The sequence below is a fragment of the Ruegeria sp. C12 genome (genome assembly GCF_056537745.1).
Window position 1 is genome coordinate 91667 of sequence record NZ_JBQFSA010000006.1, and the last position, 15052, is coordinate 106718.

General features: G+C 56.8%; 12 protein-coding genes. 4 read left to right on the forward strand and 8 right to left on the reverse strand.

What is annotated here, in order from left to right:
• Positions 1–680: 680 nt before the first annotated feature.
• The 3 genes from ACR0C9_RS12975 to ACR0C9_RS12985 are packed head-to-tail and all read left to right on the forward strand — an operon-like array spanning position 681 to position 2904.
• On the forward strand, positions 681–1301 hold the full coding sequence (locus tag ACR0C9_RS12975; RefSeq protein WP_480781182.1) for a sugar transferase: 621 nt from the start codon (positions 681–683) through the stop codon (positions 1299–1301).
• Positions 1298–2212, forward strand: a complete 915-nt coding sequence (locus tag ACR0C9_RS12980; protein ID WP_480781183.1) for a methionyl-tRNA formyltransferase — start codon at positions 1298–1300, stop codon at positions 2210–2212. The genes ACR0C9_RS12975 and ACR0C9_RS12980 overlap by 4 nt, the downstream gene beginning before the upstream one ends.
• Positions 2209–2904: a PIG-L deacetylase family protein gene (locus tag ACR0C9_RS12985; RefSeq protein ID WP_480781184.1), complete on the forward strand. Its 696-nt coding sequence runs from the start codon at positions 2209–2211 to the stop codon at positions 2902–2904. The genes ACR0C9_RS12980 and ACR0C9_RS12985 overlap by 4 nt, the downstream gene beginning before the upstream one ends.
• Here the strand turns inward: ACR0C9_RS12985 and ACR0C9_RS12990 are convergent.
• Positions 2901–4082 (reverse strand): DegT/DnrJ/EryC1/StrS family aminotransferase, encoded by a 1182-nt coding sequence (locus ACR0C9_RS12990; protein WP_480781185.1) that lies wholly within the window; start codon positions 4080–4082, stop codon positions 2901–2903. The two genes, ACR0C9_RS12985 and ACR0C9_RS12990, sit on opposite strands and share 4 nt — an antisense overlap.
• A gap of 476 nt (positions 4083–4558) precedes the next feature.
• Between ACR0C9_RS12990 and ACR0C9_RS12995 the strand changes: the two genes are divergently transcribed.
• The gene (locus ACR0C9_RS12995; RefSeq protein WP_170522846.1) at positions 4559–5815 is read left to right on the forward strand and encodes a glycosyltransferase family 4 protein; all 1257 of its coding nucleotides are present in this window, start codon (positions 4559–4561) and stop codon (positions 5813–5815) included.
• A gap of 6 nt (positions 5816–5821) precedes the next feature.
• Here the strand turns inward: ACR0C9_RS12995 and ACR0C9_RS13000 are convergent, their stop codons facing one another.
• From ACR0C9_RS13000 to ACR0C9_RS13030, 7 genes are read right to left on the reverse strand one after another with little or no spacing between them, the layout of a single operon-like run.
• Positions 5822–6691: a sulfotransferase family protein gene (locus tag ACR0C9_RS13000; protein ID WP_480781186.1), complete on the reverse strand. Its 870-nt coding sequence runs from the start codon at positions 6689–6691 to the stop codon at positions 5822–5824.
• Between the two features lie 7 nt (positions 6692–6698).
• Positions 6699–7889: a glycosyltransferase family 4 protein gene (locus ACR0C9_RS13005; protein ID WP_480781187.1), complete on the reverse strand. Its 1191-nt coding sequence runs from the start codon at positions 7887–7889 to the stop codon at positions 6699–6701.
• A gap of 14 nt (positions 7890–7903) precedes the next feature.
• A complete protein-coding gene (locus ACR0C9_RS13010; protein WP_480781188.1) occupies positions 7904–9082 on the reverse strand; it encodes a polysaccharide biosynthesis/export family protein in 1179 nt (392 codons plus the stop codon).
• Positions 9083–9114: 32 nt separating this feature from the next.
• The gene (locus tag ACR0C9_RS13015; protein ID WP_170453779.1) at positions 9115–10446 is read right to left on the reverse strand and encodes an O-antigen ligase family protein; all 1332 of its coding nucleotides are present in this window, start codon (positions 10444–10446) and stop codon (positions 9115–9117) included.
• Positions 10436–11779, reverse strand: a complete 1344-nt coding sequence (locus ACR0C9_RS13020) for a lipopolysaccharide biosynthesis protein (protein WP_170453780.1) — start codon at positions 11777–11779, stop codon at positions 10436–10438. The genes ACR0C9_RS13015 and ACR0C9_RS13020 overlap by 11 nt, the downstream gene beginning before the upstream one ends.
• Positions 11776–13206 carry a pectate lyase family protein gene (locus ACR0C9_RS13025; RefSeq protein WP_480781189.1) on the reverse strand — a complete coding sequence of 477 codons (1431 nt, stop codon included), beginning with the start codon at positions 13204–13206 and terminating at the stop codon, positions 11776–11778. The genes ACR0C9_RS13020 and ACR0C9_RS13025 overlap by 4 nt, the downstream gene beginning before the upstream one ends.
• Positions 13157–14923 carry a polysaccharide biosynthesis tyrosine autokinase gene (locus tag ACR0C9_RS13030; protein ID WP_170622159.1) on the reverse strand — a complete coding sequence of 589 codons (1767 nt, stop codon included), beginning with the start codon at positions 14921–14923 and terminating at the stop codon, positions 13157–13159. The genes ACR0C9_RS13025 and ACR0C9_RS13030 overlap by 50 nt, the downstream gene beginning before the upstream one ends.
• Positions 14924–15052: the final 129 nt, after the last annotated feature.

Sequence of the window (15052 nt, forward strand, 5' to 3'; positions counted from 1 at the left end):
CCACCTGTGCGCCTTAAAAACCTCGCCCAGGCTTGATTAACCATCTCACTCGCAGCTGCCGACAATCGGCTTACAAACAACCATCTCTGGTTCTAACTATGCCCTGACGTTACCACAGGGCAAGGCGGAACAAAAAGTAATTTTTTCACACAAGGACCCGTGAGGGGGTCTGACCCCGAAAATTTGATGTAAAACACTGGTAAAGAACATTTTTATGTCTGATTTTTGGTCATTCAAAGAGCGTTTTTTGAATATGATTTGCTCAAAAAAGCCGAGAACAGTTTTGATGCTTGGCCGGGTCCGTTTCCTTTCCGGAAACAGGGGTGCCATGTGTCACTTTATTAGGCCACTGGGCGACTCGGCAGCCAAAGGTTTACGGGAATCTCTCGCTGCGGTGACGGTAATTTTGTTTAATCGTGTCAACAACTTAATTGTCTCTTGCGAAAGATGTAATTTCCTCGGGCGAACTCAGTGTCTTTCACGCTGCGCTGGTCAGACTGAAAATTTCCACGCCTTGAATTCACGAGAACCTTGCAAGGCCTTCCACTTTGCGGACAAGGTAACACGCAGTTCGAGTCACTTTGTTGGACGAAACCGCTGTGAAGGTCGACGTTTAAATTAAATTGATCCGTGTGCTAGTTATTTAGGCGTTCCGCCGTAGTGAAACAGTGAGCTTGGTCGTGAATAGAGTTTTCGAAGTCTTCGTTTGCATTCTGGCTGCTTTGCTGGCTGCACCGTTCTTCGTCATTGCCTGCCTGATCGTTATGATGAATCTGGGTTTTCCCTTGTTTTTCAAGCAAACACGCGCCGGTAAGTCCGGCGGGGTTTTTAGCATCTACAAACTCAGGACAATGACAGACGACCGCGACTCGGCAGGTAATCTGCTGCCCGACAGCGAGCGGCAAACCCGTGCGACGGCCATGTTGCGGCGCTTGCGGCTGGATGAAGCGCCGCAGCTGCTGATGATCCTGCGCGGCGATATGGCCCTTGTAGGCCCGCGCCCGTTGCTGCCGGAAACGATCCAAGCCTTTGGTGAAGCCGGGCAGATGCGGTGCACCCAAAGACCGGGGCTGACCGGATGGGCGCAGGTAAGCGGCAATACAACACTGTCCAATCAGGAAAAACTGCAGCTTGATTTGTGGTATGTCGCCCACCGGTCTTTTGCGTTGGACCTTCAGATCATGGCCGAAACAATCCGTGTGGCGATCCGGGGCGAACATCGCCGCCCTGACCGAATTCAGGCTGCCGAATCCTGGGTCAACGCCAGTACGTCCTTTGAATTGAAGGAGACGACCCCATGAAAACTGTCTTTGTTGGTGCGGTCGAAGGGTCCCACGTCGCCTTGTCCGCCATCTGCGCAACCGGCTTTGTGCCGGAAATGGTGGTGACACTGCCGCGCGAACTGGCGCATCGGCATTCCGATTTCGCGGACCTGACCCCTGTGGCCGAGCGCTATGACATTCCGGTTCACTACACCGCCAAAAGCGATTCTGCCGGAACCCTGAACGCAATCCGCGCGGTGAACCCCGATTTGATTCTGGTGATCGGATGGTCGCAGCTCTGTGGGCCGGAATTTCGCGCTCTGGCCAGGATCGGGTGCGTGGGCTTTCACCCCTCCGCCCTACCGCGTTTGCGGGGCCGTGGTGTCATTCCGTGGACCGTCTTGCTGGGGGAACGCGATGTTGGTGCCTCGCTGTTCTGGTTGGGTGAAGGGGCCGATGATGGCCCGATTGCAGCCCAGGCCCGGTATGCCGTGGACCCGGACACGGTCACCGCGCGCGAGCTTTATGACCGCGCCCTGCAAGCCCTGACAGAGTTGCTGCCAAAGCTGTTGGCTCAAATAGAGGAAGGGGATGTTCCGGCCGCCCCTCAGCCCGAAACAGGGATCAGTATCTGCGCCCGTCGTCGTCCGGAAGATGGCCGGATCGACTGGACCCAACCCGCCGCAGAAATCCATCGTTTGATTCGGGCCGTTGGTCCCCCCTATCCGGGGGCGTTCACGCATGGCTCGGACGATACTGAACTGGTCATTACCGAAGCCCGCTTTTCACCCCGTAAAGGGTATTATATCGGCCTGCCCGGGCAGGTTCAGGCTGTCGATGGGCATGTGTTCACCGTCTATTGCGGCGATGGTCAGTGTCTGGACATAACCGGCTGGTCGGGTGCCGAGACACCCCCTGCCCTTCATTCAAAACTTGGATTTAAAGTATGAGTTTCCCTGGATTTTCAACCGCAGACCAAGGGCCCGTTCTGGTCGTCGCCCCCCACCCCGATGACGAGGTGCTGGGCGCGGGCGGTACCATTGCCCGGCTGGCCGATGAGGGCCGCGCCGTTCATGTTGCCATCGTCACCAAGGGCCAACCCCCCCGCTTTAGCGAAGAACAAATCGCAGGCGTGCGTGCCGAGGCGCGCGCCGCCCATAATGTGCTGGGCGTGACCCAGACCCACTGGATGGACTTCCCTGCAGCAGAACTGGCCGAGCATCCGCATGGTGCATTGAATGCGGGGCTGGGAGAGCTCATTCGCAATCTCGACCCCTCACTTGTTCTGGCTCCGCATCCGGGTGACATTCACTTGGACCACCAACTGACATTCCTGTCGACCCTGGTTGCAAGCCGCCCGTATCAGTCGGCGTATCCGGCGACCATTGCAGCATATGAGACGCTATCCGAAACCAACTGGAACGCGCCCTACCTGACACCACCCTTTGTTCCCAACGTTTTTGTAGACATATCGGACACGCTGGAGCGCAAGCTTGATGCATTCCAGTGCTTTGCCAGTCAGGTCAAAGAGCCGCCGCATGAGCGTTCCGTGGCCAGTTTGAGAGCATTGGCGACCTTGCGCGGCGCGACCGTACATCGCCACGCCGCCGAGGGGTTTGTTCTGGTTCGGTCCGTGACCTAAGCGTTCACGCTTTGCCGTAACGCCGCATTGCCGATTTTCACCACGGTTTCCGCCAATTGGTGGGTTCGATCCGCCGACCAGGTCGGGTCCACCAGAAACGCCAGACTGGTCTGTCCCAGTTCCTGCGCCACCGGTAGCGGTTTGTCAGGCGTCAAGTTGTATCTTTCGAAAACGCCTTCCCGGTAAATCTCTGAACAGCTTCCGCTGAATATGGGGAACCCGGCCTCTGACACTTCTGCGATTATTCTGTCGCGGCTCCAGCTGGCGCTCAGGGCCTGAGGTTCGACAAACGCGTAAAACCGATAGTAGGCATGCGTCAGGTCCTCCGGGGGCATCGGCACACGAAACGCCGGACAGGCCATTAAAGCGTTTGCCAGAATCGTTGCGTTTTCCGTCCTGTGCTGGCGCCAGCCGTCCAACCTTTTCAACTGCACCCGACCTATTGCCGCCGACATTCCGGTCATCCGCAAATTTGTCCCCGGTTCGGCACTGTGCAGCCAACGGAAGCCGGGGGGATGGTCCTTGCGATGGACCTGATCATAGCTTTTGCCGTGGTCCTTATAGCTCCAGGCGCGGGACCACAGATCATCGTCATCCGTGACCAGCAGACCGCCTTCGCCCCCGGTCGAAATGATCTTGTCCTGACAGAAGGAAAAAGACCCAAACGTGCCGAATGTTCCGACGTGACGGTCCCCGATCATCGCGCCATGCGCCTGCGCGCAATCCTCGATGACCCACAGGTTGTGGGCTTTCGCAAGCGCCATGATTTCGGGCATATCCGCAGGCCAACCAGCAAGGTGGACCAATATGATGCCGCGTGTCTTTTCCGTCAGCACCGCTGCAATCGTCTCGGGCGAGAGGTTCTGAGTTTCGCGATCCACATCCGCAAAAACCGGTGTGGCGCCGGCCATCAGCACGGTGCTGACCGAGGCGATAAAGCTGCGGGGTGTCACAATGACTTCGTCGCCCGGCTGCAAGTCAAGCACCTGCAAGGCTGCGTCCAACGTCACGGTGCCATTCGCCATGGCAATCGCATGGGCTGAACCGGTGTAGGCGCGATACTCTTGCTCGAAGGCGTTTACATCCGGTCCCGTCCACGCATTGACGCGCCCGGACCGCAGAACCCGTTCAACCGCGGAGATCTGTTCTTCATCAAAAACTGGCCAAATCTGACTCATTACTCTTCCTATGAAACTGAAAGACCCGGGACGACCGAAGGCTTTCCCAACTTCAAACGCCATACGTTACACAACGGCTAATAGAATTGCCTGCGTGCAGCATAAACGCCAAGTCTTAAATCATCCAAGTGGGAATAGCAGGACAATGTTCGCAAATCGGGCGGCACCGTTTCAACAATCCGAAGAAGGCGCGGCGCTGTCTCCGAAGACTTAACAATCGCGTGAACCGTCAAATCGATACTGATCCAAGTTCAGCTGATTTTCGCCTGCTCTGGTCATATTCCCATCGCTCTGTTTTTGAACAAGAAATCGACGCGATCCAAAAGCTTGACGCGGGCTGCGATCTGTTCGTGCTCTGCCTTTTTTCGCGATGTTCGCCTAACTGTGAACTCGGCCCTATACTTGGTTCGCTTGACATGAAAGACAGCCTAAACCAGCATAAAATTAACGTCAGATCTTAGTGTGAACATTTGTTGATGAGTGATTTTTCTAACCTCTCGCCCGGTTCGGGTTGTGATCCGTCAGCGGGCCCGCATTCACATACAAGAAAACCCAAAATCGTGTTCGTCGGCAGCCTGACGACGTCACTGACCAACTTCCGCTATGACATTCTCAAGGAACTGTCCCAGCGCGCAGATGTTATTGCCTGCGGCCCGGAACGGCACCCCAAAACCGAAGCTACTTTGGCCGATCTGGGAATTGAGTTCCGACAATTTCCCTTGTCACGGGCCGGGTTGAACCCGTTTCAGGATCTGTCGTCGCTTCGGTCCCTGATCCGGATCTGCCGGGACGAACGGCCGGACATGGTGGTCTCGTACACCATGAAACCGATGATCTTCAGCGGGCTTGCCGCGCGGCTGACCGGTGTGCCGCAAAACTATGCGATGTGTACCGGGCTTGGATATGTGTTCTCGGAAGACGATCAATCGTTCTTCCGAAATCTGTTGCGCAAACTGTCCGTCGCCCTGTACCGCATTTCGCTGAAAGACGTGGATGAGGTTTTTGTCTACAACTCTGTCGATGCGGCAGAGTTCCGATCCCGACGCCTGATCTCGTCTGACGTTCCCATGCTTCAGATTCCCGGCTCGGGCGTCAATCTGGAACATTACCAGCATTCTGAACCACCCAGCGGCCCGCCCGTCTTTCTAATGGTTGCGCGCCTGCTGCGGTACAAAGGCGTTTTCGAATATGTCGAGGCCGCCCGGATGCTGCGGCAGAAATACCCGGATGCGCGGTGTCAGCTTTTGGGCCCGCTGGACGACAACCCCAATTCGGTCAGTGCCGAGCAATTGTCCCAATGGCAAAAGGACGGCGATATCGAATATCTGGGGGAAACGGATGACGTTCGCCCCTATCTGCGGGATTGCTCGATCTTTGTGCTGCCGACGGCGTATCGCGAAGGTATTCCGCGTTCGATCCTCGAGGCGATGTCAACCGGGCGCGCGGTCATAACTACCGATGCGCCGGGTTGCGAAGATGCGGTGTCTGACGGGCAAACCGGCTTCATTGTTCCGATGCGGAACTCTCAGAAACTTGCTGACGCGATGCAGCGTTTTGTCGAAGACCAAGGCCTGATTGCGACTATGGGTCGTGAGGCGCGTCATCGGGCGGAAAATGAGTTCGATGTCGCGCGGGTCAACACGATATTGCTGCGGAAAATGGGGCTGATGAGCGAACACGAAAGCTTGCCGCCATCAGGACTGTCGATCCAAATGGCGGCAAACGAGGCGTAGAGCCTGTTAAGCAACCGAAGGGTCAGGGGAACCGGAGCGAACCGCGGGCTCGTCGGTTTTCACAAACTCCTGCAGGCTGGTCCATTGCCGCGATATTCCCGGCATATATCCATTCAGTTCATCAGCGTCCTTGGCAAAAAACTCTGCCATTTTCCGGGACAGATCGGCCGGCAATGGGGGGTATTCCACCTTTCGCGCCACGGCATTGCGCACGGCCTGCACCGGCCAGGTATTTCGGACAGGATCCAGCAACGGCCTTACCGGGCCAAGCACCCGGCGCAACCCGCGCGGAACCAAGGGAATTTCCTTATCCTTCACGCGCGTTTGTAGCGGAGGGTTCAGCGTACCCGCAAATCCGATATGGCCGCTGACCTTGGCCAGCTGCTCTTGCGCAGCGGTCCGGACGTCTTCGTAAGCCAGCAGCAAAACGTGATCTGCCGGAAACAGATCGTAAAAGCGCCGCAGGTGGAAGGCATATAGCCCGTCATTCAAAAACCGTTGATCGGCGGCGCGGTCCGGGTCCAGATGAGCGTAGATGTCGTCATTCACCTCACCCCGGCGAAACAGCATGCAATAGTCCGAATAGGCACGTTGCACAGGATCGCGCATCTGAACGATCAGTCGCACACCCGGACAATCGCGTTTGATCCGCTCGGCCGCCTTGGGTGCCGTCATATAAGAGTTCGATTTCTCACCAACCAGCTGAGCGCCGCCCGCGGCCTCAAAATAACTGCCATACCAATCCGGCCCGCGTTCGTATTCACGAGAGAAATAATGCAGTTCCGGATCCGGCATGAAAATTTCCTCCGTCTCCATCAGCGACATCTGCAACCAGGTCGTCGCGCATTTTGCGGCACCGATGATCAGAAAATCCATTTGTCTTTCAAGCGGCATTAATCAGGCCCCTTCGCTTAACAATGCTTTCATAAATTGAACTGACCCGAGCGACATGCACATCGCGGCTCATGCTTTGGTGCACGTTATCTCGTGCCGCTGCCGTCACTGACTTTTTCAGGTCCGGCGACTCCAGAAGCTGTCGTACGGGGTTAACAAATGCGGACGGGTCATAGGGATCCACCAAAAACCCGCTGCGACCGTTTTCGATTGCCTCGGGATTGCCGCCATGGTTGGTCGCCACAACAGGTGTTCCCAGATGCATGGCTTCGATCAATGTCCGGCCAAAGGGTTCGTCCAGTGCCGTGACCAACAGCGCGTCGACACCTGCCATGGCCTCAGCAATGGGCGACCTGTGACCCATCAGGTGGATTTGTTCGGTAATGCCCAAAGTGCGCGCCAAATCCCGGCATGTGTCTGCCAAACCTATATCGGCTGTCTCTTCCTGACCAAACACCACCCCGTGCACGGGGCGGTCCGGAATGGCGGCAGAAATCTCTGCCACTGCGCGGACGAAGTGATCTGGCCGTTTTCTTGTGTTGAGCAGGCCAAAATACCCCAGCAAGACCGCATTCTCGGGCAGGCCCAATTCCGTGCACAAGGCTGCGTGACAGGTCGAATGTTCGGGCGGATCGCTGGAAAAATCGAACGGGCTGCGCACAACTTCGAACCGGTCATCTATTGGCCGGATCGGTTTAATGGGACGGGCAAATTCGGAAACCGAGAGGATCTTGTTGGCAAAGATCGGCGCAATCTTGTTGATGCCCGAGGCATCAGGCCCCTGACGATGATACCAGACAAACCGGGTCCCCGCCAAACGCGCCGGAAGCGCCCAGTTGGCATGCATGCGCCCGTCATTTGTGGTGACGATATCGATGTTAAGCTGTTTCAGAATTCGAACAAAGCGGGGCACCGAGCGGGTCAGATATTTCGGAAGTGAGGCGTCACTGTCCGAACGGCTGTAAGACGGTGCAATAATGCCGGGCTCGGTGATCAACTGATAATCCAGCCCAAGGGACGAGATATATTCCCCCAGATCACCGGCTTCGCGATGCAAGGCAATGATGGGCTCAAACCGCGCGCGATCAAGGGCCGCCACAAGGCTCAGCGATGAGATATGACTGCCCCCGATCTGATCCCCGCCGACATAGGGAAAGAACACCCGGATGGGATTTGGCATAACAATATTCCTGACTATTCAGTGTTTGGTGATAAAATAACGGTCCGGCTAACGACCAATGTGTCGCCGGGAAGCAATGCGCCAACGGCATCAAATGCGTCGGACAACAGCTTGGATTCTCTGGTAACGCTGTATTCAATAACGGTTTCACCCACCGGCTCGGCATCAGTTGCAAGACCCGCCGCGACCACCTCATTATGTAGGGTCTGTGCCGTCGCAAGCCGCGTGCGCAACGTGAGCAATTCTTGCTCAACCTGATTAAGACGGGTCAGGGCCTGCGATCTGGCCGTATCTACCAAAGCCAATTCGTCCCGTTGCGCGCGGTTGAGCTGTTGCTTGGCATTCAGCAACGCAATCTCCAGATTGAGCCGCTCGGATATCAGGTTGCTGAGCGAGATATTCAGCGCCGTGACCCGCGCGTTGACCGCCAGCCCCCGTTCCTTCAGTTCATTCACACTTTCCAGATCTTTCCGCGTAAACTCGATCTGTTCTTCGCGCAGCTTCAGTTGTTCTTCCAGGCTTTTGATCTGCTGCTCCTGAACCTCCTGCAATTCGCGAAGGCTGACCCCCTGCCCGCTGCGGGCCGTCTGGGTGGCCGCAAGGATTTGACCTTCCAGCCCGCCGATCTCGGCGGTTCCATCCTGATCCTCGGAAGACAGGGCATCGAGATCGGTCGTAAGACGCTCGCGCTCGTTTTCCAAAGCTGCGATTTGCGTGGTCAGCAAACGGATTTCGCCGCCCAAGCTGAGAGTCTGAAAATCATTCCCGGACCCCAGCTGCAATGGCGGTCGCAAGGGGCCACCAGCCAGGGCCAAAGCCTGCTGTGCCGTCAGACCGGGCCGGAACGGATAGGCGCCGGGGGCCGTGACATCGCCCAGAACATAGACGGGCAGATGGTCGATCACCTCAATCGCGACATGTGGCGGTTCAGCAAGACCCACCTGCCGCCGCAAACGCGTTTCTATCAGCTTGGAGAGGGACTCCAGCGTATTCCCGGTGGCTTGAATCTGTCCCGCAAGCGGCACCATCAAGGTTCCGTCCGGGCCGATTTTGTATTCGCCCGAGACCCCGTCCCATTGAACAAATGACGACACAACAGGGTCCCAGCGCATCGCGCGCAGCAACAGGCGGTCATGTTCAAGAAGCTCATAGCTTTCAGCATGCGCAACTGCCGGGGCGTAGCCCATCGACATCAGGGCGCAGCACAAAATAAGTCTTATGAATTTCAATGCGTGATCCTCCCGGTACGCGGTGTTGCAGTATTGTTTTGGTGATTGGCCAGACCGGTTCTGAACTCGGCCATGCACGATGCGCTTAGCGATAGTGCAAGGATCAGAGGAACATTCCAGAACCGGGGATAAAAGGCCGGAAACATGTTCAGCATGACGCTGTAGACCATCAGGATGGTCAGTGTGATCGCGGGTACCTTGCGGGACCCGTTGGATGCAAATGCCAGCCATGCAAGATAGATACCTGTCAGGATAAAGCCGACAAGCCCGAGGAGCGAGATCAACCCACCCTCGGTCAACGCAAGAAGATACATGCTGTGAACCGGTGCGCCATGGTCGCTGACGGTACGGTATTGTTCGGCACCCAGCCCTAGGAACAGAGTATCCTGCGCGACATGCAATGCCTCTTGGATCAAGAAATACCGGCCATCGAATGTGCCGGCTTCGCTGATGTCGCCATCAACCAACGCGCCAAGGACCCGGTCCTGAAACACTTCGGGCAGGAAATACTGGCCAAATTCAAGCATCGAGAACAGGGCGATCAGGAACCCGACCAGGGTGATCACAATGCTGCGCCTCGTTCCGCATAGGAAAACGATGATGATGGTGCCAAGCGTGCTGATCAGCAGGCCACTGTTCGATCCGGTCAGAATGACCCCGTAATAGAGCGCCGGCAGACATATGACCAACCAGATGGCCTTGATTTCTTTCAGATAGTACAAGCCCAACGTAAGGATGATCGCGATCGCGGCCAGTGTGGCACATTCGTTTTCACGCTCGATCAGAGATCGCATCCTGCCGTTGTAAGACAGCAGGCGCGGCCCCGCGTCTTCGACGAAGTGAACGATATAGGCGCCGAATACCATCACAAAGGTGATGGACACGATCAGCACCCGCAGCAATGCGATCACCTGCGGGTAGCTTCGTGCCCCCAGCAACAAGGGTAGCAGCATCAGCGAAAAGAAATACTGCGATACCACGGTGACCAGTTCGACCGGATTGCCGTTTACCAGCGAGCTTATAGTCAGCCCCCCGGCGAAAAGGAAAAAGGACAGATACCACATGCCACTGGCGCGGCCAAAGTAGTTGAGAGGCAGACGTTGCTGAGACACCAGAACAATAACGGCGATCACCGCGCAGGCGTCAGAGGCTGTGAAATAGACCGCTTGCAAGCGCAGGTAATTGATGGGTGCCAAAGCAACCACAAGGAACAGAAAGAACCCTTCCAGCCCTGTCAAACCGGCGCGTCTGAAACCGAAGACATCCGGCACCTGAAAACCGCTGTGTTGAGCCGGTTTGACGGGTTGGTGCAAAGCGTCAGCTTTCACGAGGCACCCCCTTGTTGACGGCTGCACTGACAGCCCGTTTCAACACGATACTACACAAAACCAACCAAATGGCGTTACAAATCAAGTGCGACGCAGCAGCCCCGGCTACCCCGAAAGTTGTGACCATCGGGTATATCAGGACAAAAAACAGCCCGGTAATTAGGGCACCGATCCTGACCATCGCGCGGTCCTGTTCCAGGCTCAGCAGCGCGGGGTTGACGATGCAGCCAAACAGATAGAACCCAACGGCCACAGCCTGAATTGCAACAACAGGAACTGCAGGGCCGAATTCCGGCCCGAAGAACGCCAGAATGATCTTATCCAGCTGCCAGATGACCGGTGTCAGCACCAGCACCAGCACCACCGCAAATCCGGCGCTTATGTTGCGCAGGATTTTCCCCAGCTTCGCGACTTGTCCGCGTGCCGAAAGCCGCGTGAATTCCGGGTAGATCGTTTGGCTGAGCGGGCGACCCAGTCGCAGTGCCGCATCTCCGCAGCGCCGCGCGATATGGTAGTAGCCAACCGCAGTTGCCGGAACCATTGCGGCAAGAATAATGACGTCCAACCGTTGCGAGGTTTGGCGTAAAATGACCGAGAGGTTGCTGTTCCACATGAACCGCAGGAATCCCGGATTCTCGGCCAGCGTTTCCCGGATACCGCCAAACTGCAACCGATGTCCGCGTTTTCGCATCTGGGTCAGGCCCACCAGATAGGCCAATGTGCCGTCCAGCAGACTTATGAGAACGAAAATCGCGGCAAACCCCACAAGACCCAAGTCCAATACCCAGGCCATGATTGCCAGAAACGCCCGAAACGCCGCTGTTGCACTGTCCAGTTTGGCCAGAATGTCAAAGCGGTCATAGATGCGAAGCAGTGAAATACCTGTCGCCCGCAGCGACAGGACACAGGCTGCCGCCCCGACCGGCAACAGCCAGAAATAGGTGTCTTCCAGTCCAAGCAATGGTGCCAAAATGGGCGCGAGAAGAAATGCCACGGTGGCCGCTAGCACTCCGCCAGCCAAGTCCACGAGCACGGACAGGCCGATCAACCGTCCGAAGCGATCCACCTCATCGTTTTCCAGCGCCGTACTGGCATGTCGAATGACGGCCTGCCACGGCTCCAGATGCAGCAATCTGGCCATAATTCGGCTGTAGGCCTCCAGAACAGCAATCAGCCCCAGCCCCGCCGCACCCAATGCGCGCGCGCCAAAGGCAAGATAGACCATTCCAAGCAGAGCAACCGCAACCTGTGCCGAGAAAATCCACTTGAGATTGCGCAGAAGGCGCTTTTTCAACGGCTCATCGCGAAGCCCGGATGACAGGCGCGCAGTCAAGACAGGTCTCCGGCCATGATGGCAAGCCATGTTTCAACATGGCTCAACCCCGTTTGCGGATCCAAAGCCCACGGATCATCAATGCGGTTGGGATCCAGCCCATCGCGGGTTTCTTCCCAAGCATCGGGCAAACCGTCCAGATCGCTGTCGGCGACCGGATTGTCAGACGTAATATCGGGCCAGCCGCCAACTTGCTCGACCTCGTCGATGATCTGACCGGTGCAGTTTTGAACATCCCCGATAATAGCCGCATCCAAACTGTCCGGTTCGCGGTGCCCTTCGATCCGGTCCCCTGACCGGCTCAGCACCGTTTCAAGCGCTTCGGCGGCCGGGAGGGGATCTGTCGTCAACGGCCAGCTTCCGGGAGGAACCTGTTGCTGTATGGCGGTCACGTCCAAAACCTCGAACCGGCGCGCGCGGCAGCCGTCGGGCGTGTCTGCAATGTTGCCCTCGGCCCAAAGAGCAACGGCGTAGTCATCCTCCCACTCGAACACCTGAACGGCTTCGGGCGTTTTGCGGATGGTATCGGGGCCGGTCAGGGCGACGTTCCCGATATAGGCGATAGAAGCGTCGCCCAGCAGGTCGTAGAACTCGCCAAACTGGCTGATTGGATTGTAGAAAACGTTGTTGATGACCTCGACCGGGCCAATATCAGTTGCCTTGATGTCCGGCTGCCGGTCGCGGTGATGCGCAAACAGATTTCGGATCAATGAAATCCGCCCGCACGCATTCGTGGGACCTTCGTCCGAGCAGATCAGCGCCCCTTTTGAATGGCGCCCTTTGGGATGGTTCGAACGATCCAGGCTAAGCGCAACAATACTGTCCGCCAGTGTTATGTCCTGCGCGGTCGCGTTCGAGACGTGAATGTTGACCGTCTCGTCCGAGGCGAACGCCAGGGACAGGTTGCCAAGATAGACGCGCTGACCGTTTTCTACCGTTACCGCATCCACAACCGATGACTGTTCATCCGTCACCCCGGGACGCGCCTTCAGAAAGCGCACCACGACATCGTTCACGTTCTTCAATATCAGCGTGCCGACTTTCCCTTCGACAATCCGCAGCTGTATGCCATCCCCGGGCGCAGTCTGTCCGGCGATATAGGTGTTTGGTCCAACCCAAATCGCGTTCGTCAGGTCGATAGTCCCGCTAACCGCAAAGACACATACGCGCGGGGGGCCGTTGCCTTCGGCACATTCCCGAAGCGACCCCGGACCACTGTCGTTTAGGTTGGTCACAGTCAGAACACTGCCGCCCTTCCAGCCGACAGCACCAGCGCCATAGCCTACGGCACCCGGAAAGGCAGACTCTGCCGCGACATCTTGCGCCAAAAACAAAGCAACGCTCAGGGCAATGACGGTCGACGCGCGCGCAATCAGCTTAGTAGTAGCCTGACTTATTGTAGGAATAATAGTCGGCGCCACCGCCATAACCATATCTCCTGTGCTTGCGGGTGTTCACGTCGTTGATAATTGTTCCCGTGACGTCAATTCCGTTACGCTCCAGCTTGTCCACGGTGTCGCGCAGGACGGCCTCGCTGGTATTGCCCCAACGCACAACGATCAGGGTTTTGTCGACAAGGTCGCCCAGCCGGCACGCATCATGCACGATCAGAGTTGGCGGAGTGTCCACGATTACCAGATCGAAATGCTTGCGCAGCTTGGTGTTCAGGCGCTTGAGCGTGCTTTTTGCATTGGCCGGCGACTGATCGTCCAGCATGTGCAGCGACAGAAGGTGGAACGCAGTCTCGCCGTTGACGACAACCGGCTGAGGTACAACTTTATCTGCCAAAACATCCGCGGCGCTTGCGGGTTTGGCATCCGACCCAACAAGCTTGGTCGCGCCTCTTTTGTGGTTGTCCAGATCAAGCACCAGAACTTTCATCTGCTCTTTTGCAGCGGCCGCAGCGATGGAAACGGCGACGGTGGATTTTCCTTCGCCGGGAAGGCCGGATGTGATCATGACGATCTTGCCATCCGTGACCAGATTGAACCAAAGCGTCAGGAACCCGCGCAGCGCCTGAAAGAAGGACGGGGTCGCGTCGCCCTCGAGGAACCAGGACGACGAATTCTCGCGTCCGAAAAATGTGCGTTCCTTGATGCTTGGCAGGAACCCGAAATTTGCAAGGCCGGAGATTCGGGCGGTCTGGCGTTCGCTCCAAAGACGGTAGTTCAGGCCTTCCAGCAACAGCGCTGCGATGAAGGCCAAGGCCAGACCGGCAACACCGCTGACCGCAACCGCAACACGCGGGTTTGGCCAATACGGCTCAACAGGAATGCGCGCGAATGAGACCTGACGCGCGCCTTGACCGGCAAACTCCAACTGTGTCTCAAGCTCATTCAGCTTTTCGATTGAGTTCTGATACCTGAGGCGCAGCAGTTCAATCGACCGCTCCATCCGCATCAAGGCCAGTTCCGAGCGTGTGCGCTCATGCAGTGCGACCTGAATCTCGGCCAGTTCCTTCGCAACACGGTCGGATTCGTCTTTCAGCGCCTCGTCGTCCTTGACGGCATCATAGATCGAAGACAGGCGGTCGTTTTCAGCCCGCAACCTGTCAGGCAGGGTCAAATCATCTAGTTTGTTTTGCCGAATGAACGCCGCCAGTTGCAGTTCGGATTGCGAGAGTTCTTCGCCCAATTCACTGACCCGCGTCCGCAGAAAGGTGATGGAGTCCGAAATCAACTCGGTCCGCTTCAGCTTTGAGCGCAGGATATAGGTCTCGGCAACGGTGTTCGAAAACTTGGCGGCCAGAAGCGGGTCGTTGGATGTTGCGATAATCTCGATGGCCAGGCTTTCGCCCCGGCGAACCACCTTGTACGACCCCAGCGTTTTGTCGATGACCTTTTCTCTGCGATCTGCTGTTGAGCCGGGCGTTCCAGGATCCGCATATGGCACAAAGGTCGGATCATTGAACAATGACATTGCTTCGGCCACATCTGCCGCAAACTCGCGGGACCGCAGAATATCCATCTCGGTTTCGATAACTGCGCGGGTCAGTTCAAAGGTTTCCAGTTCAACCTCGGTCGCGCTGACCCGGGTCTCGAGCATCGTCATGACAACGGTTGAAACTGTGCGGTAGCGTGGCTCGAGCAGGCGAACCGCCAGGAATGTAATCCCGACGACCACCGCAACAATGGCCAGCATCATTGGCATATGTCTTCGCACAATGTGCGAAACGCCATCTAATCCGACGCGACCTTCACTTTGCGACACAACTGTATGTTCAATTCTCTCTTGAACCGTCATATTCAAACCCTTTTACCGCGATAGCGGTAC